At 56.1% G+C, this 25,592-nt stretch carries 25 protein-coding genes; 14 read left to right on the forward strand and 11 right to left on the reverse strand.

Translation table 11 applies throughout. From position 1 onward, the window contains the following. Positions 1–38 precede the first annotated feature (38 nt). Positions 39–1,031, forward strand: coding sequence for a porphobilinogen synthase (gene hemB / locus H9I52_RS16280; protein WP_187454704.1), 993 nt, complete (start codon positions 39–41; stop codon positions 1,029–1,031). Positions 1,032–1,123: 92 nt separating this feature from the next. Here the strand turns inward: hemB and H9I52_RS16285 are convergent, their stop codons facing one another. The 4 genes from H9I52_RS16285 to H9I52_RS16300 all read right to left on the reverse strand — a co-directional run bounded on the left by H9I52_RS16285 (position 1,124) and on the right by H9I52_RS16300 (position 4,986). After that, positions 1,124–1,705 carry a phosphatase PAP2 family protein gene (locus H9I52_RS16285; protein WP_222940522.1) on the reverse strand — a complete coding sequence of 194 codons (582 nt, stop codon included), beginning with the start codon at positions 1,703–1,705 and terminating at the stop codon, positions 1,124–1,126. 155 nt (positions 1,706–1,860) lie between these two features. Further along, positions 1,861–2,565: a phosphatase PAP2 family protein gene (locus tag H9I52_RS16290; RefSeq protein ID WP_139515556.1), complete on the reverse strand. Its 705-nt coding sequence runs from the start codon at positions 2,563–2,565 to the stop codon at positions 1,861–1,863. 265 nt (positions 2,566–2,830) lie between these two features. After that, the gene (locus H9I52_RS16295) at positions 2,831–3,439 is read right to left on the reverse strand and encodes a phosphatase PAP2 family protein (RefSeq protein WP_222940523.1); all 609 of its coding nucleotides are present in this window, start codon (positions 3,437–3,439) and stop codon (positions 2,831–2,833) included. Between the two features lie 194 nt (positions 3,440–3,633). Continuing rightward, positions 3,634–4,986: an APC family permease gene (locus H9I52_RS16300; RefSeq protein WP_187454707.1), complete on the reverse strand. Its 1,353-nt coding sequence runs from the start codon at positions 4,984–4,986 to the stop codon at positions 3,634–3,636. 188 nt (positions 4,987–5,174) lie between these two features. Between H9I52_RS16300 and H9I52_RS16305 the strand changes: the two genes are divergently transcribed. From H9I52_RS16305 to H9I52_RS16320, 4 genes are all read left to right on the forward strand, one after another. Further along, entirely contained in the window at positions 5,175–6,119 is a 945-nt protein-coding gene (locus tag H9I52_RS16305; protein ID WP_187454708.1) for a cation diffusion facilitator family transporter, read from the forward strand. Between the two features lie 29 nt (positions 6,120–6,148). Then, the gene (locus H9I52_RS16310; RefSeq protein ID WP_187454709.1) at positions 6,149–7,366 is read left to right on the forward strand and encodes an amine oxidase; all 1,218 of its coding nucleotides are present in this window, start codon (positions 6,149–6,151) and stop codon (positions 7,364–7,366) included. A gap of 5 nt (positions 7,367–7,371) precedes the next feature. Next, positions 7,372–8,109 carry a phospholipase D-like domain-containing protein gene (locus H9I52_RS16315; protein WP_187454710.1) on the forward strand — a complete coding sequence of 246 codons (738 nt, stop codon included), beginning with the start codon at positions 7,372–7,374 and terminating at the stop codon, positions 8,107–8,109. A gap of 90 nt (positions 8,110–8,199) precedes the next feature. Then, positions 8,200–8,694, forward strand: coding sequence for a methylated-DNA--[protein]-cysteine S-methyltransferase (locus tag H9I52_RS16320; RefSeq protein ID WP_187454711.1), 495 nt, complete (start codon positions 8,200–8,202; stop codon positions 8,692–8,694). Between the two features lie 3 nt (positions 8,695–8,697). Here H9I52_RS16320 and H9I52_RS16325 read toward each other — a convergent pair whose 3' ends face one another. Further along, the gene (locus tag H9I52_RS16325; protein ID WP_187454712.1) at positions 8,698–9,585 is read right to left on the reverse strand and encodes an alpha/beta hydrolase; all 888 of its coding nucleotides are present in this window, start codon (positions 9,583–9,585) and stop codon (positions 8,698–8,700) included. A 211-nt stretch (positions 9,586–9,796) separates the two neighbouring features. On the opposite strand from H9I52_RS16325, the gene H9I52_RS16330 reads away from it, so the two are divergent. Together H9I52_RS16330 and H9I52_RS16335 are read left to right on the forward strand one after the other, a co-directional pair. Beyond that, positions 9,797–10,519 carry a tetratricopeptide repeat protein gene (locus H9I52_RS16330; protein WP_187454713.1) on the forward strand — a complete coding sequence of 241 codons (723 nt, stop codon included), beginning with the start codon at positions 9,797–9,799 and terminating at the stop codon, positions 10,517–10,519. 77 nt (positions 10,520–10,596) lie between these two features. Further along, the gene (locus H9I52_RS16335) at positions 10,597–11,337 is read left to right on the forward strand and encodes an outer membrane beta-barrel protein (RefSeq protein WP_187454714.1); all 741 of its coding nucleotides are present in this window, start codon (positions 10,597–10,599) and stop codon (positions 11,335–11,337) included. A gap of 121 nt (positions 11,338–11,458) precedes the next feature. Here H9I52_RS16335 and H9I52_RS16340 read toward each other — a convergent pair whose 3' ends face one another. After that, a complete protein-coding gene (locus H9I52_RS16340) occupies positions 11,459–13,942 on the reverse strand; it encodes a M4 family metallopeptidase (protein ID WP_187454715.1) in 2,484 nt (827 codons plus the stop codon). Between the two features lie 283 nt (positions 13,943–14,225). Here H9I52_RS16340 and H9I52_RS16345 point away from each other — a divergent pair, with 283 nt between their 5' ends. Beyond that, positions 14,226–15,026: an SDR family oxidoreductase gene (locus tag H9I52_RS16345; protein ID WP_187454716.1), complete on the forward strand. Its 801-nt coding sequence runs from the start codon at positions 14,226–14,228 to the stop codon at positions 15,024–15,026. 94 nt (positions 15,027–15,120) lie between these two features. Here the strand turns inward: H9I52_RS16345 and H9I52_RS16350 are convergent, their stop codons facing one another. Continuing rightward, the gene (locus tag H9I52_RS16350) at positions 15,121–15,996 is read right to left on the reverse strand and encodes a RimK family alpha-L-glutamate ligase (protein WP_187454717.1); all 876 of its coding nucleotides are present in this window, start codon (positions 15,994–15,996) and stop codon (positions 15,121–15,123) included. Between the two features lie 101 nt (positions 15,997–16,097). Continuing rightward, a complete protein-coding gene (locus H9I52_RS16355) occupies positions 16,098–17,411 on the reverse strand; it encodes an amidohydrolase (protein WP_187454718.1) in 1,314 nt (437 codons plus the stop codon). A gap of 120 nt (positions 17,412–17,531) precedes the next feature. On the opposite strand from H9I52_RS16355, the gene H9I52_RS16360 reads away from it, so the two are divergent. Further along, on the forward strand, positions 17,532–18,173 hold the full coding sequence (locus tag H9I52_RS16360; RefSeq protein WP_187454719.1) for a phosphatase PAP2-related protein: 642 nt from the start codon (positions 17,532–17,534) through the stop codon (positions 18,171–18,173). Between the two features lie 13 nt (positions 18,174–18,186). On the opposite strand, the gene H9I52_RS16365 is transcribed toward H9I52_RS16360, so the two are convergent. Together H9I52_RS16365 and H9I52_RS16370 are read right to left on the reverse strand one after the other, a co-directional pair. Beyond that, positions 18,187–18,972 (reverse strand): SDR family NAD(P)-dependent oxidoreductase, encoded by a 786-nt coding sequence (locus H9I52_RS16365; RefSeq protein ID WP_187454720.1) that lies wholly within the window; start codon positions 18,970–18,972, stop codon positions 18,187–18,189. A gap of 108 nt (positions 18,973–19,080) precedes the next feature. Then, a complete protein-coding gene (locus tag H9I52_RS16370; protein WP_139515540.1) occupies positions 19,081–19,896 on the reverse strand; it encodes a phytanoyl-CoA dioxygenase family protein in 816 nt (271 codons plus the stop codon). Between the two features lie 191 nt (positions 19,897–20,087). Between H9I52_RS16370 and H9I52_RS16375 the strand changes: the two genes are divergently transcribed. From H9I52_RS16375 to H9I52_RS16395, 5 genes are all read left to right on the forward strand, one after another. Next, positions 20,088–20,894: a WG repeat-containing protein gene (locus H9I52_RS16375; RefSeq protein ID WP_187454721.1), complete on the forward strand. Its 807-nt coding sequence runs from the start codon at positions 20,088–20,090 to the stop codon at positions 20,892–20,894. Positions 20,895–21,028: 134 nt separating this feature from the next. Beyond that, a complete protein-coding gene (locus tag H9I52_RS16380; RefSeq protein ID WP_187454722.1) occupies positions 21,029–21,580 on the forward strand; it encodes an energy transducer TonB in 552 nt (183 codons plus the stop codon). A gap of 17 nt (positions 21,581–21,597) precedes the next feature. Continuing rightward, positions 21,598–22,026, forward strand: a complete 429-nt coding sequence (locus H9I52_RS16385; protein WP_187454723.1) for an energy transducer TonB — start codon at positions 21,598–21,600, stop codon at positions 22,024–22,026. 83 nt (positions 22,027–22,109) lie between these two features. Next, a complete protein-coding gene (locus tag H9I52_RS16390) occupies positions 22,110–23,669 on the forward strand; it encodes a hydroxymethylglutaryl-CoA reductase (RefSeq protein ID WP_187454724.1) in 1,560 nt (519 codons plus the stop codon). A 110-nt stretch (positions 23,670–23,779) separates the two neighbouring features. After that, positions 23,780–24,256, forward strand: coding sequence for a hypothetical protein (locus H9I52_RS16395; protein WP_187454725.1), 477 nt, complete (start codon positions 23,780–23,782; stop codon positions 24,254–24,256). An 8-nt stretch (positions 24,257–24,264) separates the two neighbouring features. Here the strand turns inward: H9I52_RS16395 and argH are convergent, their stop codons facing one another. Further along, positions 24,265–25,575 (reverse strand): argininosuccinate lyase, encoded by a 1,311-nt coding sequence (gene argH / locus H9I52_RS16400; protein ID WP_187454726.1) that lies wholly within the window; start codon positions 25,573–25,575, stop codon positions 24,265–24,267. Positions 25,576–25,592 lie beyond the last annotated feature (17 nt).

Below are 25,592 nucleotides of genomic sequence, written 5' to 3' on the forward strand. Positions count from 1 at the left end.
CCTCCGTTGTTCTTTCCGGTCCATTTTTGAGATAGCTGATGTCCATTATTCCAACCCATCGCCCCCGGCGCAATCGTAAGTCTGAAGTTATTCGCAACATGGTGCAGGAAACGAACCTCACCGTGCACGATTTTATTTACCCCATTTTTGTCACCGAAGGCCAGAATCAACTGGTAGAAGTGAAGTCGATGCCGGGCATTTTCCGCTACTCGCTCGACCGCATCATTGACGAAGTGGGAGCCTGCGTAGAGCTGGGGATCAAGTCTTTTGCACCATTTCCCCAAATCAACGACGAATTAAAAGATCGGCTGGCCCGCGAAAGCGCCAACCCCGACGGCTTGTATTTGCGCACGGTCTCGGAGATCAAGCGTCACTTTCCGGAAGTGGTGCTCATGACCGATGTGGCCATGGATCCCTATAGCTCCGACGGCCACGACGGCGTAGTGGATGCAGAAAGTGGTGAAATTCTGAACGATGCGTCGCTGGAAGTGCTGGGCCAAATGGCCCTGGCGCAGGCCCGCGCCGGCGCCGACGTAATTGCGCCATCCGACATGATGGACGGCCGCGTCGCCTGGATTCGTGATGTGCTCGACCGCAACGCGTTTTCGCATGTGAGCATCATGAGTTACACGGCCAAATACGCCTCGGCATTCTATGGTCCTTTCCGCGATGCGCTGGGTTCGGCCCCCAAGAAAGGCGACAAGAAAACCTACCAGATGAACCCCGCCAACCGCCGCGAAGCCCTGCGTGAGCTACGCCTCGACGAAGCAGAAGGTGCTGATATGGTGATGATTAAACCTGCCCTAAGCTATTTGGATATCATTCGAGAAGTGCGCGATAACACCACCTTACCCGTGACGGCCTACAACGTATCGGGGGAGTATGCAATGGTGAAAGCCGCTGCCCTCAACGGTTGGGTCGACGGCGAACGCACGATGATGGAGGTACTCATGAGCATCAAGCGCGCCGGCGCCGACGCCATCCTAACCTATTTCGCGAAGGAAGCCGCACAGGTATTGCGGCGCGGCTAAGAAACAGGTTACAAAAAGCCCCATCTGCTACAGTTGCTGTAGCAGGTGGGGCTTTTTTTGTAGCAATCTAATTATCAAGCAATTACCTATTTTTAATTTCCGTGAAGAACGTATGACAGAATACTTTTTATTCCATCGAATGTTTCGCCGAGCTGGTAGGTAAGCAGGAAAATACCGGCGTAAAACGGCCCCGGATAACGTTGTCCCCAGCGCAGGAGCGGGTCGAGCAGGTGCTTGTGCAGGGTCAGCCAAATTACCAGGCTGGTCACTCCGAAGCCGACTACACCGCCCGCCAACATATCGGAAGGGTAATGCAGCGACATAAACAGGCGCGGCAAGCACACCACTACCAGCACATAAAGCAGTGCCAGCAGCCCGTAGCGCCGCGAAATCGCCCAGAAGCCTGCCACCAGCGCAAAAAACATGGTCGCGTGGTCGCTCGGGAAGGAACTGGCGTCGTTAGAAGTGGTTTTTCTGTCGACGGTGTAGGGGGTGACCAGATGCATCTCGGTGTTGTCCATGGGGCGCGGGCGGCCCGGAAACACCCGAATCAACACCTTCGTAACGGCCATCGACAGCAGACAGCCGACCAGCAGCGCCACGATCACGTTGCGGGTGCGGGCAACATCCGGCTGAGGCCGAAACCATAGCCACCACATAAAGAAAGCTAGCACGCCTCCCTTCAGCAGATGACTGCCGCTTAGGAAGGCTACAAAAGAATCAAACTTTAATGATTTGTGAACCAATGTGTTAACCGATTCCAGAATAACTCTATCAAACGTAAAAAGTGGTAGCATAGGCAAGTGCGTCGCGGATCAGAAAAGAAAAACTAATGGGTACCAAACACGGCATGTAGCAGCACGCGTACGTCGTTAAACATGGCCCCCACTTGGTAGGTAAACAGGAACAAACCCATGTAAAACGGGCTTGGGTAACGCTCGCCCCATACCAGCACGCGCGCAAATACGTGTTCGTGCAGCCAAGGACGGTTGGTGATCCACACAGCCACCACCCCAATTAGGCCGCCCACCAGCAAATCAGAGGGAAAGTGCACGCCTAGGTACAGGCGAGGAAAGCTAATGAACAGTAGCACATAGGCCGCGACTGCCCAGCCCAAGCGACGGGAAATGAAGAAAAAACCCGTTGCCAGCGCCCAAAACAGCGTGGCGTGGTCGCTGGGAAAGGAATTGGTGTCGTTGGAGTCGGCAGGAATCTCACCGCGTACCGTTTTCAGGTGCAGTTCGGCCACGTGCAAAGGCCGGTCGCGGTAGGGCGCTACGTGCGTGATGGTACGCGTGACGGCCATACCCAGCAGGCACCCCGTCAAGGTAGCTAATAGTACGCGCTGCGCAGGCGCGCAGCCCGCAGCAGCGTCTTTGCACTGGAACCATACCCACCACACCAAGGCCATAAGCACACCGCCCTTGACCAAATCGGAGTAGCTAAGGAAATTTATAAATTCATCAAGGTGCTTCGACTGATTTACCAGCCGGTTCACCCCCAGAATGATTTCGCGGTCAAAGGCATTAACCATGGAGATAAGCGCATGTTGTATTGTAAAAGACCAAATCTATACAATTATATTCACATTTTTACACAAGCAATTAACATTAATTTAATACTCGATATGGTTACGGAAGTCTCTATCCTTTTGCATAAAACTAATGTGCAGCGCTCCAAACTAACTACTTCTTGATCAGAGTTCTATAACCTTGACGCTCAATGCAAAACAGCCGATCTTCGTCCATTTAAATGGCGAAAATCGGCTGCTAAAAGGAGGGCCGGGCAGCAGGATGTGCTCAGTGCCGATGAAACAAGAAGCTCAGGATAGAGCGAGTACTTTCGAACATATCCGTAATCTGGTAAGTCAGAAGGAATAAAACTGAGTAAAGAAACTCGGGGCGGGGCTCGCTCCACTGCAACAAGGGCTGAAAAAGGTGGCGCCGCACCCACGCCAGATTTGCAATCGTAACGGCAGAGGCCCCAATGAGCCCGCCTACTACAATATCGCTGGGATAGTGCAGCCCGAAATACATGCGCGGCAGGCAAATCACAATCAGTACGTAAGCGAGCACCGCAAACCCCAGCCGTCGCGATAAGAAGAAAAACCCAGTGCTCAAGGCCAGGAAAAGGGTGGCATGATCGCTGGGGAAAGAGGTAACATCTTTAAAACCAGGATTATATAAAGACGGATGAATTTTCATATTCAACTCCGTATTGTAGATGGGCCGCTGGCGCTCGGGCATTACATTGACAAGTACGCGCGTAGAGAACATGGCCAGCAGGCTGCCCACCAACGTGGCCAACAATACCTGACGCACCCGCACCTTGCTCACTTCAGTCCGGCGAAACCACAACCACCAGACCAACACCATCAGCACCCCGCCCTTCAGAGGTTTGCAGTACATGATAAAGTCTAGGGTTTTGTTAAATTCTCCGAGGGGTTCTACAAAGCGGTTAAGAAAGAGTAAGATCTCGCGATCAAAAGCGTTAATCATTCACGTTACAATTGCAGGTGCGCGGGACAGGGTAAAACCACGGCATAGTCTGGCAAAAGAACAAAATAACACTTGGAATTTTATAATTATTATTGCCAAGAGCCCTAAAACGGCCACTGGCGCCGGCTACGGCTCCACAAAAGAAAAGCCAGCACCCCGAAGGCAATCACCACGAGCCCCGATGCCATAAATTGCAAGCCCGTACTCCAGAAAATCAGAAGCCAGACGGTGATGGCAATGAGCACCGGCGCCGGGTAGAGCGGCATTCGGAAGGGTAATTGGGCTGCTCCTAGTCGGCGCCGCAGCAATAGCAGCCCGACTGCTTGGCCCACAAACTGGACTAAAATGCGCATAGCTAAGATGGCGCTGATCACCTCCGAGAGCTTGAACAGCAGGCTGAAGACAAAGCCAATGCCGCCCAAGATCAGCAACGACACGTGCGGGAACTGCTTGGTGGGGTGCACTTTAGCAAAAATCGGCAGAAACTCGCCGTCGGCGGCCGCGGCATACGGGATGCGCGAATACCCCAGCAACACCGCAAACAGAGAGGCAAACGCTACCCACAGTACCAAGCCGGTGGCCACTTTGGCCGCGGTAGCGCCATAAAGCCGCTCCACAAACGTGCTGACGATAAACTTTGAGTGCATGGCTTCCTGCCACGGAATGACGCTGCCCACGCTCCAATTGAGCAACAGATACAAGGTCATTATCCCCAGAATGCTCAGCAAAATACTACGCGGTATAAGCCTTTGAGGATCACGTACTTCTGCCCCCAAGTGACACACATTATAGTAGCCCAGATAACTGTAGATGGTTTTGACTGCCGCTTGCCCCATCGCAGCGGAGAGCAACACGCCGGGTAGCGCCGAAAAGCCGCCCGCCGGCAGCCACGCCACCGGTTGCGTTGCATGGGTGACGCCGCCCACAATCAGCCAGCCCATCAGGCCCAGCACCCCCAGCCACAGCATCACCCCTAGGCGCCCGATGGCCTCGATGCGGCGGTAAAGCAGCGCAATCAGCGACAGCACCACCACCCCCGAAACCAGCTTGGGCTGCCACCATTGGGTAAGCGGCACGAGGTAGCCGAAGTATTGGGCAAAGCCAATGGCCCCGGAGGCCACCACCAGCGGCGCCTGCACCAGCGTTTGCCACACATACAGAAACGACATCAGCCGCCCCCATTTATGCTCACCGTAGGCCAGCTTCAGAAAGCGGTAGCTGCCACCGGCTTCGGGATATGCCGCCCCCAACTCCGACCAGATCAGGCCGTCGACGATGGAAAGGCCGGCGCCTACCAGCCACGCCAGCAGAAAATAAGGCCCCATAAATCCCATCACCAACGGTAGGGTCACGAAGGGCCCAATGCCCACCATGTCGATCATGTTGAGGGCCGTGGCCTGCACCAGGCCCAGGTTGCGGCGTAAGGTTGGGTGTGACGAGGCGTTGAGGTCGGTCATAGGCGAGGAAAGGTAACGCAGCAGAAAGGCAAAAGAACAAAACTCCCGACCTAGTCGGGCTGAGGTGCTTAAAGCGCGCCTGCCCCGCAATTGTTCGATCGAGAAACCCAGCGAAAGGACGGCAAAAGCTCGGCAGTTCCAACCCCTGGCCGCGTGGCTGCGTACGGAAACGTTGGATCAAAGAAGTTATGGCTGGAGAACACTCATCAAAACTTGCCATTTACGGGGCCATCGGAGCCAATGTGGCAATCGCAATTTCCAAATTTGTGGCAGCGTTCATTACGGGCAGTTCGGCAATGCTTTCCGAAGGCATTCACTCGTTGGTCGACAGCGGAAACGGCTTGCTGATCCTATTGGGTGTCAACCAAAGCGAAAAACCCGCCGACACGCGCCACCCCTTCGGCCGCAGCAAAGAGTTGTATTTCTGGTCGTTGATAGTGGCCATTCTGGTGTTTTCGGTGGGCGGCGGCATGTCCTTTTACGAAGGCATCGAACACTTACGTCACCCCGCTCCCATCACCGATCCCACCTGGAATTACGTAGTACTGGGCCTGTCAATGGTGTTTGAAGGCATTTCGTGTTTTCTGGCGTTCAAGGCCTTCAACCAAGACCGCGGCGACGCGGGCTTCTGGGAAACCTTGGGCCGCAGCAAAGATCCTTCGGTATTTGCTATCCTGATGGAAGATCTGGCCGCTCTCCTGGGCTTGGTCATTGCGCTGGCCGGCGTGTTTTTTGGGCACTTACTCAACAACCCTTACTTCGACGGTGGCGCTTCCATCTGCATCGGCGTATTGTTGGTAGCAGTAGCTATCTTTCTGATTTACAAGACAAAAGCCTTGTTGATTGGGGAAGGTGTGGACGAAGAAACGCTCAATGCCCTGCAGGCGATTGCGCATGCGCAGCCCGCTGTAGAGCAAGTTCGCCCCCCGCTTACTTCCTATTTGGGCCCGAAAGACGTCGTGCTCGCCCTCGATGTGCAGTTCCGCCGCAACCTTTCGGCGCAGGAGGTGGAAAAAGCCGTCGACGACTTACAGGATGCCATCCGGGCCCGTTACCCCGAGTTTAAACGTATCTTCATAGAGGCCAAGGCCTTATCACAAAAGGAGCGCGCCGGAGCTACAACCGTGGGGTAGTTGTTGGGCCTCCCAAATGTTATTTCCCTATGGCAAATCTGACTACGCATCAAAGCCCTTTTCATTCGTTCTGGATGGCCGGTTTTGAATGCACCGACCAACTAAATGCTTTTGGCAATCGCGTTGATTTTCTGACGCTTACCGGCCACCTGCAACTGTTACACGAAGACTACCAGCGCCTCAACCAGTTTCACATCCGTACGGTACGCGAAGGCATTCGCTGGAGCCAAGTAGAAAAGCAGCCGTATCAGTACGACTGGAGTACCGTACAAACCCTACTTGACGCCGGGCAAGCCCTTGGCGTTCAGCAAGTTTGGGACCTGTGCCACTTTGGCTACCCCGACGACCTGACGCCGCTGCACCCCATGTTTGCCCGTCGCTTTGGCGCATTGTGCCGGGCTTTCGTCGATTTTTACCGCTCGCAACGGCCTGACGATGTGCTAATTGTGACGCCCATCAACGAAGTCAGCTTTATGTCGTGGCTCGGGGGCGACGTGCGCGGCACCTCGCCGTACTGCGTGGGCCAAGGCTGGGAAGTGAAGTACGGCCTGATGCGTGCCTACATCGAAGGGGTGGCCGCGTTGCGCGAAACTGATCCTAGCATTCGCATCATGACCACCGAGCCGCTCATCCACATCGCGGCCCGGCCCGGTGCCAGCCGCACTACCCGGCAGCGCATGGCCGAGTACACCGACCACCAGTTTCAGTCGATCGATATCTTGGCCGGACGGCTTTGCCCTGAGCTTGGTGGCAAGTTGGAATACATTGATATTCTGGGCTTTAACTTCTATTACGACAACCAGTGGATGCTCGACCCCTACGAGCGTATTGGGTGGGCCGATCAGCCCGCTCATCCGCAATGGAAGCCCTTGCGCCAATTGCTTTTGATGGCGCACCAGCGCTACAGCAGCCCCATTGTGTTGTCGGAAACCAGCCACCCCGGCGTCGACCGGCCCAAGTGGCTCAATTACGTGGTGCAAGAATGCGCGGCGGCGGTGCAGCAAGGCGTGCCGTTGCAAGGCGTGTGCCTCTACCCCATCATCGACCGTCCCGACTGGGATTTTCTGGATAACTGGCATCGTTCGGGCCTGTGGGACGCTGAGTTGCGGCCCGACGGACCGCCCCACCGCGTGCTGCATCAGCCCTACGCCGAGGCCTTGCTGCTGGGGCAACAGCAAATGGCGGCGGCTTTGGAGGCGGCCACTCGCCGCGACCGGCCGTCGAAGCGTCCGCTTTCCGTATCTTAGGTCGCATGAGCAAGCTTCCGGCCGTTTCCCTTGCCGACGATCTTCTTCGTCGGTTTCAGCAGGCTTTTGCCGACAGCACCCTTACCGCTGCCGAAGCCCAAGATCTTCGGCAGCGGTTGGCGGCGCACGGCCAGCAAGGCACCGATCCGGCGGAGCTGCGGCACCAAGTATTTCGGCTGGCCCGCGACCGCTTCAATACGTTTCAGGACAAAGCCGTGATCGAATGGCTGGAGGCAGCCAGTGCGCTGCTTTTGCCTTCGAGTCCACCGCAACCTGCTCATTCTGAAGTCTATTTCAGTCCCGGCACGGCGTGTGTGGAAGCTATTCAACGGTTTATTGGACAGGCGGCGCACCGGCTAGATGTGTGCGTGTTTACCATTTCCGACGACCGCATCACCGACGCGCTGCGCAGCGCACACCGTCGTGGTGTGGCCCTGCGCCTGCTCACCGACAATGATAAGCTGCACGACTGCGGCTCCGATGTGCAGCAATTACAGGCGGCCGGGATTACGGTGCGCATTGACCGGACCGACAACCACATGCACCACAAATTTGCAGTAGCCGACAACCGCACCATCCTGACGGGCAGCTACAACTGGACGCGCTCGGCCGCCGCCGTCAACCAGGAAAACCTGCTCATCACCGACGACTCTGCCATTGTGCAACGCTACGCCAGCGAATTTGCCCGCCTGTGGGAAAGCATGGCCGATTATGAAGGCAGCAACGAATCTGGCATACTATAAGTGATTGATTATCAATCACTTATAGTATGCCAGATTCATAAACTCAAAAGTTGCTCAGGACGTCCTAGCGAATTACTAAATAGCTTCACTATGACTTCGCTCGCTACTGCATTTCTGTCTTCGCCGGTTGGGTTGCTGGAACTGCGGGGCTCCGAAGCAGGCTTGTCGGCGGTGCTGTTTCGGGAAGAAGGCCATGCTGCTGTCACGCCCGACCGTGACTTACCCACGTGCTTGCGGGAGGCGGCCCGCCAGTTGCGGGCCTACTTCGGACGTGAACTGCGCGACTTTCAGCTGACTTACAACCTCATGCAAGGCACTGATTTTCAGCGCCGCGTGTGGGCTGCGCTGCCAGGCATTGGGTATGGGCACACGGCATCTTATCTGGACGTGGCCAAACTGCTGGGCAATTCGGCGGCTGTGCGGGCGGTGGGGGCGGCCAACGGCCAGAATCCGCTGACGATTGTCCTGCCTTGCCATCGGGTGGTAGGCGCCAACGGCCAGCTTACGGGGTATGCCGGTGGCTTGGCGCGCAAGCGCTGGCTGCTCGATTTGGAAAACCCGCCGATGCAGGGCCAGTTGTTCTGATCTCTACTGGCTGGCAGCCCCGACAAAAGGCAGTAATTGCCTATAGATCACATTGTTCTGCCAATACAACTGCAACACCATCGGAATGTGTTTTTTACCGGGTAGCACTGTGAAGTCCGGTTGAAACCCCAACTCTTGTAGGCGTTTGCGGAACTCGGCGCTGCTGTTTTTAATAGACGGATACGTGTCGCCGCCCACGAACATCAGAAACGGTGGGCTACTGGCAGTCAGATGATAATACGGTGATACCGAGCGCCATACCTGCTGGTTGTGGCCGAAGGGGACGAGGTATTGTGCGTCGCCGGGGTATTCCATTTTCTGAAGATACGTGTACATGTTCAGACCCGCTGGGTCGTCGAGAATGGCACCGCGGACGGGGTTTGTTGCCAGCCCCAGCTTGGCAAATAGCTCATTGTCAGTAGCCAGCAATGCCGCCAAGCCGGCACCTGCCGAATGGCCCATCACAAACAAGCGGCTTGGGTCACCGCCGTATTCGCCGATGTGCTGCTGCGTCCATTGCACCGCGTGGGCGCAGTCGGTGGCCATGGCCGGCACTTCAACAGTTGGGGCCAGCCGATAATTGATGATCACTGCTACCACGCCTTGCTTGGCTAAGCGTCGTCCAATGAAAGAATACGTGTTTTTGTCGCCGCTGTTCCAGCTGCCGCCGTGAATAAATACGATCACCGGACGGGGCACCGCCGACTTGCGCGGAGCGTACACATCGAGCCGGTGGCGCTCGGCATCGAACTCGGGTGCAGTGGTGGCGAGGTACGCGATGTCGCGGGTGCGGCGGCTAGGCCGCGCAGTGGCATATTCACCAGAGGCAAGCAGCAGAAATGCCCCAAGCAACGACGCCACAGACAGAACCAAAAAGCGGAAAGAAAACATTAGCAACTTGTGTAAAAAGGCAGCGCCCGAAGCGAACGGCACGGGATATACTGGCAGAATGGGCAAACGGATTGCGTTGCTCCTTGCCACAACGTTTGCCCAGAACGGGTGGGGTTCGCCGGAGTTGCCTTGCGCGCCCTATCTTTGCTTAGGACGCTTTCTCTTGTTTGCTCAGCCCTCTTTTATTGGTCTCTTTTCCGCTTATTGCTCCATGAAAAAACTGTTGCTGCTCCCCTTTCTGGCTTGCCTACTGCTGCTGGCACCTCCGGCTCACGCCCAACGCAAAAGCAAAGTAAAAGTCAAGTCGGGCGCCACCCTGGACGCGGCCAGCCGCCTGCAACCCTTGTTTGGCGGGGCCACCGTAGCGCAGGCCGAACAACTCGTCGGGACGGCTTTCTTGACCGACATCGAGCGCAGCTTTGCTTCCCGCCCCGAAGCCAGCAAGTTCTTTGCCGACAAAGGCTTTGAGTATCTCGCTGAGGGAAAGATAGATACGGCGGCGTATCGTTTTAACCTCGCGTGGCTGCTCGATCAGAAAAACGCGGCGGCGTACCGCGGCTTGGGCATTGTGGCGAGCCGTGGCACCACGCCCGACCAGTCTATTGCCCTGCTGACGCAGGGGCTGGCGCTGGCGCCCAACGATGCGGCCTTGCTCGGCGATTTGGGCGCCAGCTACCTCATTCGCTTTGAGCAAACCAAGAAGAAAAAGGACCTGACTACGGGGGTGGAGTTTCTGCAAAAGTCGTTGGCTGCCGACCCATCCAACGCCCTGAGCTGGCAGCAGCTGGCGCGGGGCTACTACTTGCAAGAGGATTATGCCAAGGCTTGGGAAGCCGTGCACAAAGGCCAGAGCCTGAGCATGAGCAGCATCGATTTTGCGTTTATCGGGGAGTTGCTGGCCAAGCAACCCGATCCGCAGGGCACTTTCAAATAAAAATCGCGAAGTGAACGTTTGGTAACAGCTGCGCCTTAACAGGCGTATTCTTAGGCTTCCACCTAATGCTTCTACCTGTGATCAGACGTCATCTCCTTCCGGCTTTGCTCTTTGTGAGTCTGCTGGTTTCTTATTCTGCCTCTGCCCAAACTAGTCCTGAGCGCCGCAAGCGCTATTTCAGCAACTCTGGCCGGCCCTACCACCGTGGTCCGTTCCGCATCACCCTCGGGGGTGGCGTGGGGCTGTACAACGGCGATTTAGGCGGCCCGAGCTATAGCTTCCCCGGCCCGGCCGTTTCGTTGGGCGGCTTGTACCTAATTCGTCCGCAACTGGCAGTAGGCGGCGAATTTTCTTATTTCAAGCTTGGCTCCAAGGATAAAGCAACGGAGCGCAACTTGGCTTTTACAAGCAAGAACGGTTCAGCCGTGGGCTTCCTGCGCTACGAGCTGTTCCGCGACGAGGGTGAGTACGCTTCGCCGCGCTCCCCTATTTCCCTCATAAAACCGTACGTAACGGCCGGCGGCGGCTTCATCTTTTACGACCCTAAGTCGTACATCGGGCCGAAGCGAGCCGACGCAAACACCAACTTCCGCTCGCCGGAGCGCAACGATTATCCGGCCACGGCCTGGGTTGTGCCCGTGGGCTTTGGTATCGCGTTCCGGGTTTCGCCCAAGATAAACATCACGCCAGAAGCCACTTACTACTTTACCTCAACGGACTTCCTCGACGACATCAGCTCGAAAACGGAAGGCTATTCCAAGCACAAGGACGGCTATGGCCTCTTGCAGGTGAAGCTGGAATACGCGCCCTGGCATTAAGCTAAGCAGCAAAAGCACTCTGCTTTCATAAGTTTTTTGATTATTAAATACTTATCTATAATAAAAAAGGCCCGTCATACGACGGGCCTTTTTCGTGGGTGGAAGGGAGGAAGGGTGGGTGCTATTGTTTTACGAAGCGCTGGTGGAACACCTTCTGTCCGTCGCTGACGGTGAGCGTGTACAATCCTTTTGCCAGACCCGAGATGTTCAGGCTGCCTTTGCCATCGTAGCTGAAGCCGGCGGCTTTGGCACCGCGCACGTCGGTTACCTGCACCGATACGGCCGCGCCGTTGTTGGGCAGCGTCAGGTACAGTTGGTCGGTGGCGGGGTTCGGATACACTTCCAGCGATTTGGCGATTTCGTTGCTCAATTGCGCGTCGCTCGTAACGCGCAGGGCCGCTACGTTGCCGGTAAGGGCTGCACCGCCCGTGATGGCGAGCGTGTAGTCTTCCGTTTCGCCGTAGCTGTAGGCGTTGCAGCTCGCAGTAGCCGAGGCATCGCTCATGATGATGCGCATGCGGGTATTGCCGGTTTTGGCCGTGGTAGGCACGGTGAAAGTTGCTGCCAACGTACCGCTACTCGACGACGAACCCGACACCACCAGTTCACCCGAGTCGGTGAAGAGGCCGTTTTGGTTGTAGTCGATGTACACTTTCCAGTATTCGGTGTAGGCCGTAGAAGCAAAGCCCGCGCTGAAGTTGATGGTCTGCGAAGAGCCAGCGGCTACCGAAGTGCTGGTGGCCGTGCCGTTGTAGTAGCCGGCATCAGCCCCCGAGGTGCGGGCAATGGTACCCAGCTTCACATAGTCGATCCATTCGTAGGCCGTGCTGTTGCCTTTCGAGGTGCAATACGTAACAGTAGGCGGAGGTGTGGTGCCGCCACTGCTGTAAGCAGCCCCTACCCCAACGGCATACCAGGCATTGGTAGTAGCGATTACTTGCGCCGAGCCTGCACCAAACAAGTCGGTAGCGGCCTGAATGGTATACGTGCGAGCCGAAGCATAATTGCTTGATGCTGTGAGGTATACGCTTTCAGCGCGGAACGCGATTTTAGCGGCATCGGTGATGCCTTGGCCGGTTACGCTGTAGGTGCCGCCGCCTTCGTTGGTACCGCTTTTACCTACCGACAGAATGTAGAACCAGTGATTGAGTACGCCGCTGTTGGTGTGCACGCCCCCTTGGTCGTTGGCGTTGGATGGCGTAGTCGCCAGCGGTGCCCAGTACTGCCCTTTGTAGTAAGCTGGTTGTCCTTCCGACTTCGGATCGCTCATGGAGCGCAACGCGCCACCGGCTTTCATGATGTCTTCGCCGATGAGCCAAGTGCTCTTGGTAAGGCCGTAGCGAGCGGCATTGTACTGCTCGACGCAGGCACCCCAGATATCCGAGAAGCCTTCGTTCAGCGCCCCCGACTCATTGGCATAGGTTAGGTTAGCTGTTTTTTCGCACACCGCGTGGCCGATTTCGTGACCGCACACGTCCAATGCTGTCAGCGGCTTGAAGGTAGCGGCTCCGTCGCCGTAGGTCATTACCGAGCCGTTCCAGTACGCGTTTTCGTAGCCTTTTCCGTCGCCGGGCGTGTCGTCGAAGTGCACATAGCTCTTGATTTTAGCGCCGGCGTTGTCGTAGCTGTTGCGGGCAAATACATCCTTCCAATAATCATAGGTCGCTTGGGCACCAAAGTGCGCGTCGCCGGCCACGTTGTCGTAGTTGGCGTTGTTGTATTCGGTCCAGTTGTTATCGGCGTCGATGAAGTCGGTTGCGGAAGTATAGCTGCTGCCCTTCTTGCAGTTGTAGGTTTCTACGCCCAGGCCACGGGTGTATTCGCGCAAGCGGTAGCCCCCGGTGGTAGTTTCGTTGGCCAGCGAACGAGTGCCGCTGTAAGCCGTCGCAAATGTGGCGGTTGCGGCGGTATGCTTGATGATATCATCTTGCAGCACTACTTCGCCGGTGTGCGCATCTACGTAAATGTAGGCGCGGCTCACGGGCTGCTGTGCGTAGATGTTAAATTTCCAGGCCAGCACTACATCGCCTTTGTCCTTGCCGTTTTTGGCGGCTTGGCTGCGCACAATCACCAGTTCACCCTGGGGCTTATAGGTCGCGGAAGGGTTGCTTTCCTGCTCTTTCAGGCCGGCTTCTTCGGCGGCATCCTGCCACATATACTTTTTCGCGCCTACAAAGCTCAGCGCCCGTTGGAGCGCCGCGGCCTGATCGAGCGAAGGCGTAGTGTCGAGCTTTTTGATGCGCTCGTACTTGCCGCTCAGCCCTTCTACAGTTCCTTTGCGGGCGTGTACCGAGTAGGCCGCGTGTTCGACTTTGATGCCCCGATAATATTGGTTGTATTTCTCATGAACGAAACCCAGACCGTCGGTTTCCGTTTTGGCTTGCAGCATCTGGTCGTCCGCGGAGAGTTCCAGCTCGTCGGTCAGGGCTTTTTTACCTTCACTTTGCTTATAAGGATTCGTATCGCCGCGATACTGCACCAAAACGAGCGATCCATCCTCGGCCAGCTCGCGTTGGGCCGCGTGTTTGGCGTTTTGTGCCTGTGCCCCAAATTGGGCCAGACCACCGAGCATCAATAAAGCTACGGCAGAGTACTTTTTTGTCATACGGATTGGTTTGGTTTTGGAAAGGGATGGTACGGAACCCAGATTGCTCTGGGGGTGACCAAATTAATAATTTTTTAATCCGCAAAGCTTTTCGATTGCAAATTTTTCAATATAAAGTCCTGATAACTGTGAATACCGAAAATTATATATAGAAAATACGTTATTATATATTGCTCATTATCAACGCATATATCTACTTATTCTGCGTTTCTTTCAATAAACGCTGTACATACAGCAGTAAAAAACGGACAAAATTTTATACAATACTTAGAACGTCCCATACATGGCATTTTCTGAATTTTTGAACAAACGCTGGAGTTTGCAAGGCCAAGTGGCTCTTGTAACTGGCGCTTCTAAGGGCATTGGGGCGGCCGTTGCCGAGGAATTACTGCATTTCGGGGCCACGGTGATAGCCGTCGCTCGCACGCCGGAAGCTTTGAACACGCAAGTAGCCCAATGGCAAGCACAAGGCCTTGATGCTCATTCGTTTGCAGCCGACGTAAGCCAAGCAGAAGCTCGTAGGGAGTTGATAGCATTTGTGCGCAGCCGCTGGCCGCACTTGCATATACTCATCAACAACGTGGGCACCAACGTCCGCAAGCGCACCACCGATTACAGCCCCGACGAATACCGGATGCTGATGGCCACTAACCTGGAATCGGCTTTTACGCTGTGCCAGGACGCGCATTCGTTGCTGAAAGCCGCTGGCAGCAGCAGCATTGTCAATATTGCCTCGGTGGCTGGGTTGCAGCACGTGCGCACCGGCGCTATTTATGGCATGACCAAAGCTGCCATGTTGCAGCTCACCCGCAACCTAGCCGTGGAATGGGCTCCGGATGGCATTCGCGTCAACACGATTGCGCCTTGGTACATCCGTACGCCGCTGGCCGAAAGCGTGCTTAAAAACCCCGAATTTCTACAAAGCGTGCTCGATCGTACCCCGCTCAACCGCGTAGGCGAACCCGAAGAAGTAGCCGCCGCCGTGGCTTTTTTGTGTCTGCCCGCTGCCAGCTACATCACCGGCCAAAACCTGAGCATCGACGGCGGCTTCACGGTCAACGGGTTTCACCCCGGCCCGTTCTGATCTGCCTCTATGCAAGAAAAACCGCTGCGGCATTACTCCTTTACCAGAAGTGATGCCGCAGCGGTTTTTTTATAATACTTTGATTATCAGATAATTAACTCACAAGCTCTAATAATCCAGCTTCGTATCGCTCCAAGGCACCTTTGGCAGAATCGAGGTAGAGGAAAGGTTCGATAAGCTCCAGCTCCATCAGGAAAAACTCTCCACCGGCTTGTACGCCATCGACGCGGGCGTAGAGGCAGCCTAGAGCGAAACGCGCCACAATGTCGTCGGCCACGCGGCGCAAGGATTCCGGCGCCTCCTGCGGCTCAATGCCACCGCCCAAATAGTGCTGCACTCGAAAATCGCCGGATTTGGGCGTTTTGAGTACACAATGGCTATACCGGCCTCCCAAATAAATAAACGACCATTCGCCTTCGCTCTGAATTTCGGGCAGAAACGGCTGCGCCAAAAAGTCCTCGGCGGCCAGCAGCGCCGTGATGTGCGCGGCTTGATTGGCGGCTTCTTCGGGGTTGAAGGCGAACGTGTTTTTGGAGCCGCCGCTCACGGCAGGTTTTACGATCAACTGCTCGGTTTGGAAGGCATTGAACAAGGTATCGGGCTCGAAGGAAGTACCTCGCTCCAGCCAACGCGTGGGCACAATGCGGACGCCAGCGCGCTCTAAATCAAGCAGATACTTCTTGTCGGAATTCCAGCGCACGACCTCTACGGGGTTGAGCAACTGCACGCCCAAGTGCCGCAACCGATCGAGCCACGCATAAAATTCCTGCACCCGATCGAAATAATCCCACGGCGACTTGAGCACCACCGCGTCGTAGTGGCGCCAGTCGACGGCCGCGTCCGTCCAGATCTCAAAGGTTACCGCGTGGCCTTTGGCCCGCAGAAAATTGGCCAGCAGCGCATCTTCGTCCTCGACGTGGGCAGCGGTGTAAAGCGTTACGGGTTCGTAGGTAACTAAAGCGACGTTCACGGTTGGCAACTGAGTTGAAAATGCAATGACTAACTATTTGCAAATCTGATGCTTATCGAAATTTTTCATAAACATCAGATTTGCAGATAGTTGCATAAGGGTTATTTTTTGAGCGCCAAATAATCAGCCGCCATAGTTGCCAGCGTTTTGACGCCCAGCGTCAGGCCGCTTTCGTCGATGAAGAAGCCAGCGGTGTGGTGCGGCGCGGTTTCCGCCGGATTTTTTCCTTTGGTCATGCCACCCACAAACACAAACAAGCCCGGTACTTTCTCCTGAAAGAAGGCAAAATCTTCGGCGCCGGTGACGGCTTTCTGCTCCACTACGTGTTCGGCGCCGGCCACGGTGCGCAGCGTAGGCAGCATGCGCTCCATCAGGCGCGGATCGTTGTAGGTAACGGGGGCGTAGTTTTCAATGCTGACTTCGGCCGTGGCACCGGCACTTTCGGCAATGTTGGTGGCCGTGCGGCGGATGTTGGCCCAGATTTTCTGCTGCATATCCTTGCTCAGCGTTCGGATGGTGCCAGTCAGCTCCACCTGCTCCGGAATGATGTTGTTGCGCACACCGCCGTGCACCATGCCCACCGTGATGACGGCCGCATCCTGCGTAAGTTCGGTCTGGCGGCTGACGATGGTTTGCAGGCCCATGATGATTTGGGCAGCAGTTACCACAGGGTCCACGCTCAGCCACGGATACGCGCCGTGAGCCGATTTGCCTTTCACCGTAATATTAAAGACGTCGGAGCTGGCCATTTCGCCGCCGGACCGGTATTTCAGCGTCCCGACCTCCGTCTGAGCGTTGATGTGCACCCCAAAAATGGCGTCAACTTTGGGGTTGTCCAGCGCACCTTCCTTGGTCATCAGGCGTGCGCCGCCTTCTACTCCGGGCAGCGAGCCTTCTTCGGCCGGCTGAAAAATAAACTTGACCGTGCCCGGCAAATCCTTCTTTACTTGGTTGAGCACTTCGGCCGCGCCCATGAGCATGGCCACGTGCGTGTCATGGCCGCAGGCATGCATCACGCCCACTTGCTGCCCGTTGTAGGTGGTCATCACCTTGGAGGCGAACGGCAGCGCGGCGCTTTCCTTGACCGGCAAGCCGTCCATGTCGGCGCGTAGGGCCACCACGGGGCCGGGCTTGCCGCCCTTCAGAATGCCGATCACCCCCGTGCGCGCCACGCCGGTTTGCACTTCGAAGCCCAGGCTTTTGAGGTGGGCCGCAATGATGCCAGCCGTACGGGTTTCCTGGTTACCCAGCTCCGGATGCTCGTGAATATCGCGGCGCCACCCGATTACTTTGGCTTCTTCCTGCGTAGCCAGCTTGGCAATACGGGCGTCGAGGGCGGCATTTTGGGCGTGCGCCTGGGGTGCTAACGTGCTGGCCAGCAAAGTGGTGGCCACAGCAATAGAGAATGGTTTCATAAGGTCTGGAGAGCGTTGAGGCAACGGGCAAGGTACAATGACGGTCGCACTTGACCACAACCCGAAATTAGCGCCCTACTTTTGCAGGGCGGCTTACTTTTCGGCCCGGATTACCACTACATGCCCACTTCCACTCAATCGGTTTCTTCTTCGGCGGCCTGGACCCAGGCTTGGGCCCTGCCTGACTTTCGGGTTCGTTTCCTTGTGGTTTCCGTGCTGCTGGTGGTGCTGGCCGTTACCATCCCCTATTTCTTTGCTTTGATCCAAGCACGGCCGGGCGTAGTGCTCCCCGATCCGGTGCTGGCCCGGCTGCCTGCCCACGATGTATCGGAAGTGACCTTTGCCGTGATTTACTTGAGCATCACGGCCGGCCTTGCCCATCTGATTACGCGCCCGCAGGCTTTGCTACGGGTGATGTGGGCTTACCTGCTGCTGCACCTGATCCGCATCGGCACGCTCTGGCTGCTTCCCCTCGACCCACCTACAGGCCTGGTGCTGCTCCACGATCCGTTGGTAGATTACTTTTTTTATTCCTCGCCCGCGCCGATTACCAAAGATTTGTTTTTCTCGGGCCACACGGCCACCGCAGTGCTGCTGACCCTAGGCGTGCGGCAGCGGTCGCTGCAACGCTGGCTGCTGCTAGCCACAGTGGCCGTCGGCTTTTTGGTGTTGGTGCAGCACGTGCATTACACCTACGATGTGCTGGCGGCGGTGCCGTTTACTTGGTTCAGCTTTTGGCTGGCCGGAAAGCTTACCAGTTGATACTCAAGAACATCTACTTGAGGTGCTTCTCGTAAATGCCGGCCGCAATTTTCTCGGTAACGGCTTTCGGGACGAAGCCGGTGAGCGTGGCCGATATCTTGTTCAAAGCCCCCGGTATTAGCTCCGCTTCGCCGGCAAACAGGGCCGTTACAGCGGCTTTGGCCACTTGCTCCGGCGTCATGGATACTTTGTTTGAGACTTCCTGCAAGCCAGCGCTCATGCCAGCCCGGTTGGCAAAATCGGTGGTGGTAGCGCCGGGGCTCAGGCACGTAACCGACACCGGCGAATCGCGCAGCTCGTAGCGCAGTCCGCGGGTGAAGGACAACAGAAATGCCTTGCTGGCCGCGTACAGCGTCAGGGTGGGCACGGCTTGGTAGGCGGCCGTACTGGCCACGTTCAAGACATATGCCTTAGGCTGACGGCGCAGGCTCGGCAACAAAGCATGCGTCAGGGCTACGGGCACCATCATGTTGATTTGCAGCATGTTCTGCTGCTCTTCCAACGACAGCTCTTCAAAACGGCCCCACAAGCCATACCCGGCATTGTTCACCAACACCGCCAGATCCTGGGCTTGCGAGGTAGCCCAAGCGGCAAGGCGCGCAGCAGCGTCCGGCGCAGCGAGGTCCAGGGCTAGTACGTGCGCTTGCACGCCGTGCTGTTGGCGCAGCTGGGCCGCTACTTTCTCCAGGGCATCTTCGGAGCGGGCTGTGAGCAACAGGCTGTAGCCGCGCCGCGCCAGCTCGGTAGCAATGGCCTGCCCAATTCCGCGAGAAGCACCGGTTACAAGAGCATATGCCATGTCGAGATTTGAACGTTGAATGCTTGAAAAGACATTAATACAAATGCTTGATTATCAATTACTTAAAATAATCGATAATCAAGCATTCAAGATTGTAGCTAGGCCACCTTATTTCACTAAGTGCAGAAAGCGCAGGTAAAAAGGCGTGGGGCTGTCTTGGGTTTTGGGCTCGTACTTGCCCGCGATGATGGGCACGTACATCACGCGGCGGCGCGACGCTTCGCCTACTAGCGGCGACCGGGCCACGCGGTGCCACATCCGGCCGTCGTGCACGGTCAGGTCGCCGGGCTCGGTTTCGACGGCAACTTCGTTGGGGTCGGAACCCACGTCTTTGTAATACTTCTTGCGGAAGAGCAGGTCGCGCAGGCTTTGGTGGTGCGTGCCGGCCAGCAGGCGCAAGCCGCCGTTGGTGGCCGGAGTGCCGTCGAGGTGCACGCCTACGTTGAGCATCGGCCCGATGCGCTTGCCGTAAAACACGTCGCGCAGCGAATCGGTGTGCCAGCCCATCTGTGAAAACTCGCTGCCCGTTACGTTCACGTAGTGATTGATGACGAGGCCGTCTTTTTCGTTTTCACCTACCCGACCGCCGGGGGCTTCGAGCAGCGGAAACAACGATTGGAAGCGCGGATCTTGCAAAAATTCGTGCAGCACGGGGCTGTAGTGCGAGGCAAAAGCGAAGCGCTGTACGATGCGCGCGCCATCGACATCTTTTCCGTATTTGATGGGCACGCCGTTGACTTTCACCACACCTTGTGCCAGCCACTGCTGTTGCACTTCCTGGGAGGCGCGCAGCAGTTGCTGCACCGTTTCGGGGGAGATAAAAGCCCGGAAGTGTAGAAAACCGTATTGATTAAAGAAGGCCAATTGCTCGGGAGTCAAGCTATTGCCTAACGTAAAGCGCGGATATTGCTGGAGTGATGACATGATAGAACTCTCGTAAACGCCTATCCAAGCGGCGGGCAAAGATAAGCAAGCTACCCCACCGGATACTATCCCTGCACAAATCGATCCGATTGGCCTTGCAAAAAGCAAGTTTTGCTGCCACCTGGTGAAGATCGCGTGAATCAACCGCCAGACCGTGCCGCGTGTTTTGAGAGTTGTGTAACTTGGCCTCAATGCCTGGGTTCCGATTCGCCTTTCCGTTTGGCCAAGTAACTGCTTTTTTGCTTAGCGTATTGCTGCTAATCAGCGAGTTATCGTATGCCCAAACCGCAGCCTCGCGGCTGATTCCGTTTCGGCGCGGCGACAAATGGGGATACGCCGACCGGAGCCGGCACTTGGTGTTGCCGCTCCAATACGACGAGGCCGGCCCGTTTGTAGGCGAGGTAGCCTGGGTGCGTCAAGGCGACCGCTACGGCTACATCGACGGCAGCGGCCATGCCCTCACGCCGGTGCAGTACACGCAAGCCTCTACTTTTCAGGGCGAACGCGCAACCGTCACGCTCAACAGCGAAACATTCGACATCTCGACCAGCGGCGTGCGCCTCACCGAGCCCGCGCCCGCTGCCCCCGACGAAGATTACCTGTCGCAAGGCGATGTGGTACGCCGCAACGGCAAAGTCGGCTTTCGCTTTACCGTCGGAACGGCCTCTATACCAGCTGAATACGACGAGATCAGAGAAAATTACAGCGGCCTGCTCTTCGTGCGGCAAGGCGCGAAGTGGGGCGTCATCAACGGCAAAGGCAAGGTGGTACAGCCCCTCACGTTCGACGCCATCCGGGCCGATGAAAAAACCGGCTTTCTGCTGCCCGTCGTGGAGCGCGACGGCCTCTTTGGCTACCTCGACGAGAAAGGCGGTCTGTTGGTTGAGCCGCAATACCGCGCGGCCGAGCCGTTCGTCGGCAATGCGGCCCGCGTCGTAACGCGGGCCGGTAAAGTCGGCTACATCGACGCCCACGGCACGGAGTTTTTTGAAGACTAATCAGCCGGCCCAGTAGCTTTCGCAAGCCACGGCTCGTGACGCGTCTACTAGCGCGATTTTTCTATATTCAAGCAATTATACTTACGCCTGAACGAATTTGCCTCGATTCATAATTAACTCATATACAATAAATTATGATCTACATCCCAGTTCTCAACGTTTGCCTACAACCTTTCCAGGAAAACTGGCAGCTAACGACGCCTCAGGCGCAAGGCCGCCACTGCCAAGCGCTGCTCGCTGCGCAACGGCAGTTGCGCTCACAGCTGCTTCGGTTCTTCGTAGCCTTGGTTGTAGTGTGCGGGTTCGGAGTGGCAAAGCAAGCGGCGCTGGCTCAAACGCCGAACAAAACCGGTTCACCAACAAGGCAAAGCCCTATTTACACCTACGTTGAGCGCATGCCCGTTCCTAAGGAAGGCAGCATGAACAAGTTGCTGAATGACCTCCAGCAAAACACGCATTATCCCGAAGGTGCCACCCAATCGGGGAAAGTATATGTAAGCTTCGTCGTCAATAGCTTGGGCAAGGTTGGAAATGTGAAGATCCAGAAAGGCCTCGAGCCACTGCTAGATGCCGAAGCCGCCCGTGTAGTAAGCAGTCTGGCCGATTTCACCCCGGGCAGACAAAACGGCCGAGCTGTTGATGTTGCCTTAACGGTGCCTGTGGCGTTTGACAAGAGTGCTAAGTAAGCATCTGTAAATCACGTATGTACTGCAAAGCCTTGATGCTGCTGATATGGGGCTTAAGCTTAACGGAATCGGAGGCGTTGGCTCAGAAGCCTATTTATTGTCCTCCGTCGCGTCCGCACCCCATCGGTTATATTGACCAAATGCCCAAGTACAAAGACGGTGGGATGGAAGGAATGCTAAAGTTTGTTCGTCAAAATGTGCGTCAGCCGGCTGCTTTGCCCAAGGACCAGTCCAGACCCAGCGGCCGGGTATTTGTCTATTTTATCATCGACAAAGTAGGCAAGGTGCAGAATCCGTGTATTCGCCAAAGCTTGGAGGAACATTGTGATGCAGAAGCATTACGCGTAGTTCGGTTGCTTGGCGACTTCCTACCCGCTCAACACGCTGGCCACCCCGTGGATATGGAATTTATGGTTCCAGTCACTTTCACTGGTAAACAGCCTTAAGAATGACCGGCCTCTCAGGGGGCTTCTTGCCGAAAAATTCGCACATTAAGTGCTGAATCTCAACCGCTCCTGCCCTTCCCACTATGATCTTCACGCCCAGCCCCATGCTGCTGAAGCTGCTCTATACGCGCGGCAGCCTGCACAATACGCCCACCGGCGTTGCTTTCAGCCTCAAGAACCGACTTGATACAGTGCGACTTACGCGCCTCGACTTTGTGCAGATTGGGGAGCAACGGATTACGCCTGAGCACATTGGCCTCGATTTTGGCAACGGCGAGGTGCGGCCGGCGCCGGAAGTGCTGGGCAGCGCCCCCGACGGGCTGGAGTTTCCGGTGGGCCACAGCATCATGTTTCACCTCACGACCCCAGCCCTGCCCGAGGGCATTCACGCCGTGCAGGTGCAGTTTGCCGCCGAACCCTTCGGCGAGTTGAGCGTGGAAGTGGAAGACTCCATCGTCAACTTGCCCGACGACCGGCCCCGGATTCCGCGCCAAGACCAGGACGATTATTCCGAGGCTGCTATTCAGGCGCGGCAGCGCTTCGCCGAACAGTTTACCGGCCAGGAATTCAAGCACTTAAAGCAATACTCCTTCGACGCACACACGCTGCAAGGCAACTGCGAGCATTTTACCGGCGTGGCCCAAATCCCGATTGGCTTGGCCGGCCCGTTGCGCGTCAATGGCGAGCACGCGCAGGGCGACTTCCTGATCCCGCTGGCGACTACCGAAGGCACTTTAGTAGCAAGCTATAACCGTGGAATTCAAGCCCTTAACCTGTGTGGCGGCGTCAAATGCACCGTAATCGGCGATGCCATGCAACGGGCACCTGTGTTTGTGTTTGACGATGCCCGCGGCGCCCGCGATTTTGCCAAGTGGGTGGAGGCCGAGAAAGCCGCCATTGGGGCAGAGGCCGAGAGCACTTCGCGCATTGCCAAACTGCAATACATCGACACGTATTTGGCCAATAAATTTGCGTATCTGCGCTTCAACTACAGCACCGGCGACGCGGCGGGCCAGAACATGGTAGGCCGGGCTACTTTTGCCGCATGTTCTTGGATATTAGAGAATTACAAAGGCGCGCCGGTTCGGCATTTCTACCTTGAATCGAACTTCGCTACCGACAAAAAAGCCTCTCAGATTAACGTGATGCGTACCCGCGGCAAGCGCGTGGTAGCCGAGGCCGTGATTAAGCGCGACGTATTGCAGCAACGCATGCGCGTGACGCCCGAACAGCTTGCCTATCATGGACAGGTGAGCAACGTAGGTGCCTTTCTGTCAGGCGCTAACAACAACGGTGCGCACTCAGCCAACGGCATCACGGCCATGTTCATTGCCACTGGTCAGGACGTGGCCAACGTGTCGGAATCGTCGGCGGGCGTGATTTATTCGGAAGTAACCGCCGAGCGTGATCTGTATTTAAGCATGACCATCCCGTCGCTGATTGTAGCAACCCACGGCGGCGGCACGGGCCTTGCCACCCAAAACGAATGCCTGCGCATGCTGGGTTGCGTTGGGCGCGGTACCGTGAACAAGTTCGCCGAAATCGTGGCGGGCGTGGTGCTGGCCGGCGAACTCAGCCTGGCCTCGGCCATCTCCTCCTCCGACTGGGTGAGCAGCCACGAGCAATACGGCCGCAACCGGTAGAAAACGCAAACACTCGAAAACGGGCTGTTGTCTTGCAAATGAGCAGGATAACAGCCCGTTTTTTGTTATCTTATAATTATCTAACAATCAGCGCTATACACCCATTACTTATGAAACCGCTCTACCTACTGCTTATGCTCATCGGTGGGTTGACGCTGTGCCTTATGCCCGTACAGGCACAGAAGTCAATCGCAGCGCTTACGGATGAAAACCAGGCTGCCGCTCGCCCTAAAAAACCGCTCAGCCAAGCCATCGACGGTCGGGCTCTGTATACGTATGTGGAGCGAATGCCCGTGTACAAAAACGGTGGAAGGGCTGGCTTACAGGCTTTTCTGAACAAAAATTTTCAGGATTTGCCGCTAGCGGGCAGCACTTCGCTGGCAGTGTCGTTTGTGGTCGACAAGTATGGCAAGGCCCGAAACCCGGAATTTTTTTCAGAAAGCGTAACCGTTCCCGCCAGCTTCGAACAAAAGCTCACGCGTGTTTTTGAGCAAATCGGTGATTTTCAACCCGGTATACAACACGGCGAGCCAGTGGATGTGCGGTTGGTAGTGCCGATTACCAAACCCGCCCAGGCCAGCCGCTAGCCGAAGCGCTACTTCTTCTTGCCCAGCACCCGGCTTTCAGATTGCATACGTGCCACTTTTGCCGCTATTTCTTCCAGCCCCAAGTTGTGCACGCTGCCTAAATGTGTAGTCTGGAACTGCTTGTGAGGCACGTAGTTACCTTCGTTCACCGCACGCCCAACCTGCTGATAGGCCTCGCGAAACGGCGTGCCCGTTTGGATGAGTTGGTTGATGTTTTCGACCGAAAATACGCCGTCGTATTTGTCTTGGGCCAATAGATTGGGCTTGATTTTCAGTTGGGGCAGCGCAAACAGCACAATGTCCAAGATGTCCATAAACTGCGTCATCGGCTCGAACAGCAGCTCTTTCAATATCTGAAAATCGCGGTGGTAGCCGCTGGGCAAGTTACTGATGGTCAAGATGATTGTATTAGGCAAGGCTTGCAGGGCATTGCAGCGCGCGCGGATCAATTCAAACACATCGGGGTTCTTTTTGTGCGGCATAATGCTCGACCCCGTGGTGAAGGCCGCCGGGAGTTCCACAAAAGCCAGATCCTGGCTGTTGTACAGCACCAGATCGTAGGCCATTTTGGCGAGCGTAGCGGCCATGCCGGCCAGGGCGAAAGCCACCGTTTTCTCGGTTTTGCCGCGCAGCATTTGGGCTCCTACCGAACTAACAGCCAACGCGCCAAAACCTAACTCGTTGGTGGTCTGCACCCTATCTACCGGGAAGCTACTGCCAAACCCCGCGCCTGAGCCCAGCGGGTTTTGGTCGGCAACGGTGTGAGCAGCTTCAAACAAGGCCAAATCGAGCAGCAAATGCTCGGCATACGCCGAAAACCACAGCCCAAAACTGCTCGGCATGGCCGCCTGAAAATGCGTATAGCCCGGCATCAGATCGGCTTGGTGGGCCTGAGCTTTTTGCAGTAGTACCTGCACGAGTTCCATCGTTTTGGCCGCCGCTCTTTCTGTATAATCCTTTAGGAATAACTGTATCGACGTGAGTACCTGGTCGTTGCGCGAGCGAGCCGTATGGATTTTCTTGCCGGCATCGCCAAACTTGTTGGTGAGGTAATACTCGATCTTGGAGTGCACGTCCTCGAACTCTTCTTCAATGGTGAAGTCGCCGGCTTCGATGGCGGCCGCTAGTTCCGAGAGGCCTTGTTGCAATTGCTGATTCTCAGCTTCGGTCAGCAGGCCCACTTTGGCCAGCATGTTGGCCTGCGCTTTGGAAGCAAGCACGTCAAAGTGAGCCAGATACAGATCCAGTTCCCGATCTTTTCCGACGGTAAACCGTTCGATCTTTTGATCAACTGCAATGCCTTTCTCCCAGATTTTCATGTTGTTGTGTCGTCGTC

Origin of the sequence: Hymenobacter sp. BT491, assembly GCF_014349165.1 — a bacterium.
GTDB classification, from domain to species: domain Bacteria; phylum Bacteroidota; class Bacteroidia; order Cytophagales; family Hymenobacteraceae; genus Hymenobacter; species Hymenobacter jejuensis.